The 4,934-nt window shown below is 73.1% G+C and carries 3 protein-coding genes and 2 pseudogenes; 3 read left to right on the forward strand and 2 right to left on the reverse strand.

Going from position 1 to position 4,934, the window contains the following annotated elements:
• Together JNW89_RS27675 and JNW89_RS27680 are read left to right on the forward strand one after the other, a co-directional pair.
• Window positions 1-272 (forward strand): annotated as a pseudogene (locus tag JNW89_RS27675) (pirin-like C-terminal cupin domain-containing protein); the annotation flags it as partial.
• A 313-nt stretch (window positions 273-585) separates the two neighbouring features.
• Window positions 586-2,175: a phospholipase D-like domain-containing protein gene (locus JNW89_RS27680; RefSeq protein WP_238451301.1), complete on the forward strand. Its 1,590-nt coding sequence runs from the start codon at window positions 586-588 to the stop codon at window positions 2,173-2,175.
• Here JNW89_RS27680 and JNW89_RS27685 read toward each other — a convergent pair.
• The gene (locus JNW89_RS27685) at window positions 2,104-2,880 is read right to left on the reverse strand and encodes an acetoacetate decarboxylase family protein (RefSeq protein ID WP_238451299.1); all 777 of its coding nucleotides are present in this window, start codon (window positions 2,878-2,880) and stop codon (window positions 2,104-2,106) included. The genes JNW89_RS27680 and JNW89_RS27685 overlap by 72 nt on opposite strands.
• Window positions 2,881-3,362: 482 nt before the next feature.
• Between JNW89_RS27685 and JNW89_RS27690 the strand changes: the two genes are divergently transcribed.
• Window positions 3,363-4,082, forward strand: coding sequence for a SigB/SigF/SigG family RNA polymerase sigma factor (locus JNW89_RS27690; RefSeq protein WP_238451300.1), 720 nt, complete (start codon window positions 3,363-3,365; stop codon window positions 4,080-4,082).
• A 259-nt stretch (window positions 4,083-4,341) separates the two neighbouring features.
• Here JNW89_RS27690 and JNW89_RS27695 read toward each other — a convergent pair.
• Window positions 4,342-4,934: pseudogene (locus JNW89_RS27695) on the reverse strand (GNAT family N-acetyltransferase).

Here is a 4,934-nt window from a genome sequence, read left to right on the forward strand (position 1 = left end):
GGCGGCCGGTGCGCACGGCCAGCTGGCCGTGCACGGGCCGGGCGACGCGCTGCGGGCCACCGCCGACGCCCAGCAGGACGCCAACACCCCGGCGCTGGACCTCTTCATCATGGGTGGCCGGCGATCCGGGAGCCGGTGGCGCACTACGGGCCGTTCGTCATGAACACCCGCGCCGAACTGGTCCGGGCCTTCGAGGACTTCCAGGCCGGCGGCTCGGGGTCGTCCCCGCCAAGCGGCTGCCGCACACCGGCGGCCAGGGCGACCGTCCCTGATCGCACACGCCAGGGCGCCCCGGTCCACCGGGGCGCCCCGCGTCGGCCTCAGGAGACGGCGAAGATTCCGGCGACCCCGAGGATCACCATGAGCAACACCGCCAACAGCGCACCCCGTTCACTCTCCACCGCCTGAGGGCGGTACTCGGTCACGGGGTTCGTCGTCTCGGCGGGCATGGTGTGGCCTCCTCGGTGTGCGCGTCTCGGGTCCGACAGGTGCCACCACCAGGGCACGCGGAGCAGACCCGGCGTGCGTACCGGCGGCAGGACACCTACCGTGAGGACGTTGTCGACGACCTCGGGGGGCTGGAACGTGGCGACGCAGGATTGGTTCCTGACCGCTGACGAACGCGCCAACCCGGTCTCGGTGTTACCCGTCTGGACGGCGGGAAACCTCGCCGAGCCGTTGATTCACGGTGCGGCGTACTTCGACCGGCTGGTCAGCGAGGTGGAGGCGCTGCGCGCCGGAGACCACCTGTTCTTCACCGACTGGCGTGGCGACCCGGACCAGCGGATGCGCCCGGACGGCCCGACGGTGGTCCAGCTCTTCGCCCGGGCCGCCCAGCGGGGCGTCGTGGTCAAGGGGCTGATCTGGCGCTCCCACCTCGACGCCCTCTCCTACAGCGAGGCGGAGAACCGCAGCCTCAGCGAGGCGATCTGCGCGGCCGGCGGCGAGGTGCTGCTCGACCAGCGGGTCCGGCGGGGCGGCTCGCACCACCAGAAGCTGGTGGTACTGCGACATCCCGGCGCCCCGGAGCGCGACATCGCCTTCGCCGGCGGCATCGACCTGTGCCACAGCCGGCGCGACGACGCGGCGCACCGGGGCGACCCGCAGGCCGTGCAGATGTCCCCCCGGTACGGCCCGCACCCGCCCTGGCACGACGTGCAGCTCGCCGTCCGCGGCCCGGTGGTCGGCGCGCTGGACACCACCTTCCGGGAGCGCTGGACGGACCCGATGCCGCTGGACTCGGAGAACCCGCTGGCCTACCTGCGCGACCGGCTGCGCGGCGCCGACCTCAGCCCCGATCCGCTGCCCGAGCAGCCGGCCGACCCGCCGCCCTGCGGCCCGCACCGGATCCAGGTGCTGCGCACCTACCCGGCGGTCCGCCCCCGCTACTCCTTCGCGCCGGACGGCGAGCGCACCGTGGCCCGCGGCTACACCAAGGCGGTACGCCGGGCCCGCCGGCTGATCTACCTGGAGGACCAGTACCTGTGGTCCACCGAGGTGGCCGAGCTGTTCGCCGACGCGCTGCGGGACAATCCCGACCTGCACCTGGTGGCGGTGGTGCCCCGCTACCCGGACGTGGACGGCCGGCTGGCGCTGCCACCGAACATGGTCGGCCGCGAGCAGGCGCTCTCGCTCTGCGACAAGGCCGCCCCGGACCGGGTGCACGTGTTCGACCTGGAGAACCACGAGGGCGAGCCGGTCTACGTGCACGCGAAGGTCTGCGTGGTCGACGACGTCTGGGCGAGTGTGGGCAGCGACAACTTCAACCGCCGGTCCTGGACGCACGACAGCGAGCTGTCCTGCGCGGTGCTCGCCGACACCCGCGACGAGCGGGCGCCCACCGATCCGACCGGCGAGGGCGACGGCGCCCGGGTCTTCGCCCGGGAACTGCGGCTTCGGCTGTGGCGCGAGCACCTCGACCGCGACCCGGACGGCGGCGAGGACGCCGACCTGCTGGACCCGGAAGCGGCGGTCAAGGCGATCACCTCGGCGGCCGACGCCCTCCAGCGGTGGCACGACGGCGGCCGGCAGGGCCCCCGGCCCCCGGGCCGGCTACGCCCGCACCGGCCGGAACGGCTGCCGTGGCTGACCCGGCTCTGGGCGCTACCGGCGTACCGGCTGGTCTACGACCCGGACGGCAGACCGCTGCGGGCCCGGCGCGCCGGCACCTGGTGAGGCGTCGCCACGTGCCTCCGCCCGCGTCTGCTGCCCGGGGTACGGGGTCAGCCCACCCGGGTACGCGAACGAGGTGCGCGGGGCGTAGAAGCCCCAGGTGATCAGCAGCGGGTTCTCCGGGCGCAGCGCGTAGACCGGGTGCCCGGGCTCCAGGAACTCCACCGACTCGATCTCGAACGGGTCGACCGTCTCGGAGATGAACGGGTAGACGGAGCTGACCAGCTGCCCGGCGCAGCGGGTGAAGTAGCGGTGGTGCCCGGAGTGGATCACGTGCCCGGTCTCGCCGACCCGCGCCCGGGCCCGGATCAGCGGCGACCCGTCGGCCACGGTCTCGGCGACCAGCGCCTCGCCCCGCACCTCGATGGTGGTCCGGCCGAGCACCGCGGGAGCGCCGCGGGCGGCCGCGTACTCCCGCACCAGCGGGCTGGAGGTGACGTAATGCGTCCACCAGCCGCCCGGCGTCACCCCGCCGGGCGCGTTCACCCCCTCCAGGGCCACCCCGAGGTAGGTCAGCGAGTAGGCGCCGAAGCCGGAGGTCTGGGAGTCGTCCTCCACCACGTACTGGTTCATGAAGACCTGCCGGTCCTGGCGCGGCCGCAGCCCGGACGGCACGAGCGCGGCGACGGCGTCCGGATCCGCCGGCAGCCAGCTGAAGTGCAGCGTGCGACTGCCGACGACGAGTTGCGGATCCGTGGGGTCCAGCACGACGCCTCCGTACCGATGGGTGTATGGCGACGCTACGTGCGGTCCTGTGCACGGGACAACGACGGAAAGCCGACAGTCGTCCGTCATGTCGGTTCCACGATTGACCGGTCGGCCGGGCCGACGCGACCGACCGGACGGGACGAACGAGCATCCGTCGGACACCGCCATCAGTCGAGCGACCCGGTAACGGTGATCACAAGCCGGCAAGATTTCGTCCGTTACGTGTCTTTCGTGAGTCAAAATCACTTAGGTACATCGTCCTTTCGGCTAGATTTCGTCAAGCCGATCAGGCTAAGGTGAGTCCCGAACGGACCATCTGAAGCTAAACCAAAGCGTCACGTCTTTTTGTCCGCGGACGAGGTGCAGGGAGGACCACCCATGACCGCGCCAGCGACCACTGAGCAGCCGGCCACCGCCGCGCCGACACCGAGAAGCTGGACCCGCGCGCGCTCACCGACAGCGCTGCCGACCTGCTCAACGCGATGGCCGCGCTGCCCGCCAACCATCCGTCCCGCGCCGCGATGCGGGACCGGGCGATCGAGGCCTGGCTGCCGCTCGCCAACCACCTCGCCCACCGCTACAGCGGTCGCGGCGAGCCCACCGACGACCTGGCGCAGACCGCCGCCGTCGGCCTCATCAAGGCGATCGACAAGTTCGACCCCTCCCGCGGCGTCGACTTCGCCGGCTACGCCATCCCGACCATCATCGGTGAGCTCAAGCGGCACTTCCGCGACCGCACGTGGGACATCCGGGTGCCCCGCCGCCTCCAGGAGCTGCGGCTGGCCATCTCCGACGCCAACAGCTCGCTGCTGCAGACCCTCGGCCGCTCGCCGACGGTCGCCGACATCGCCGCCCACCTCAAGCTCACCGAGGAAGAGGTCCTGGAAGGCCTGGAGGGCGCCCGCGCGTACAACGCCGTCTCGCTGTCCACCCCGACCGGCGACGGCGACCGGGCGACCGAGCTGGGCGACATGCTCGGCGGCGAGGACAACGAGTTCGAGCTGGCCGAGCTGCGGGTGGCCCTCGGCCCGGCGCTCGCCACGCTCGACGAGCGCGAGCAGAAGATCCTCACCCTGCGCTTCTACGGCAACCTGACCCAGTCGCAGATCGCCGAGCAGATCGGCGTCTCGCAGATGCACGTCTCGCGGCTGCTGGCCCGGGCGCTGACCAAGCTGCGGGGTCAGCTCGACGGAACCTACTAGGGTGCGCTGACGGCGGCCGGGTCGGCGGACCCGGTCACCGTCGCGTCCTTCGGGCCCGGTCGGCGGTTCGCCGACCGGGCCTTTTCGTGCCCCCATCCCGCACCACCGCACGGTGTGCGGCGTGTCGCCGGTGTCCGGGCGGCCGACATGCGGGCGCCCGGGAGACGTCCCGCGCCGCACGCTTCGCGGCGTGTCGCGGTGATCCGGGCGGCGGACACCGCGACTCGCCGCAACCCGGGTCGGCCTTCGGGGCCGGTGCTCAGTGGCCGCCCGGGTCCCGCCACATCGGGTAGAACGGGGAGCCGTCGGCAGCCGGAACGGCTCGCCGACCCGGTAGCCGTGCCGGGCGTACAGGTCGCGGCTGCGCTCGCTGCTCGCCTCCAGGTACGCCGGCACGCCCGCCGCGTCCAGCGCCGCGTGGTGGTGCCGCAGCAGGGCGGTGCCGACGCCCCGCCCCTGCCGCTGCGGAGCCACCGCCAGGAACGCCAGGTGGTGGTGGTCGTCGTGCGGGTGGTGCGCCTCGAACAGCGTGTCGAGGTGCTGGAACCGCTCGGTCCACTCGCCACAGGCCGCGGCCAGCCGCTCGTCGTAGTCGGCCGGTGGCGGCGCCGGGTCGCCGGACTGCGGGAACCAGACCGCGACGCCGGACCGGTCGGCGGTGGCGTGGACCAGGCCGTGCCGCATCGCGTGGTCGACCAGGATCTCGAAGTTGTCCGCCAGCACGGCCTCCCGCTTCGCGGCGTCCGGCACCAGCCACCGCGTCGCCGCCAGGTCGTAGAACGCGCCGGCGATCCGCTGCGCGACCGCCCGGGTCTCCGCCGGCCCGAGCCGCTCGACGGTCAGCCCGGTCAC

The organism is Micromonospora sp. 4G55 (assembly GCF_016803375.1).

What these genes read in the sequence shown, in the direction of transcription:
- JNW89_RS27690 (WP_238451300.1), top strand. Translation starts at nt 3,363, where the DNA reads ATGGCCGCGCTGCCCGCCAACCATCCGTCCCGCGCCGCGATGCGGGAC.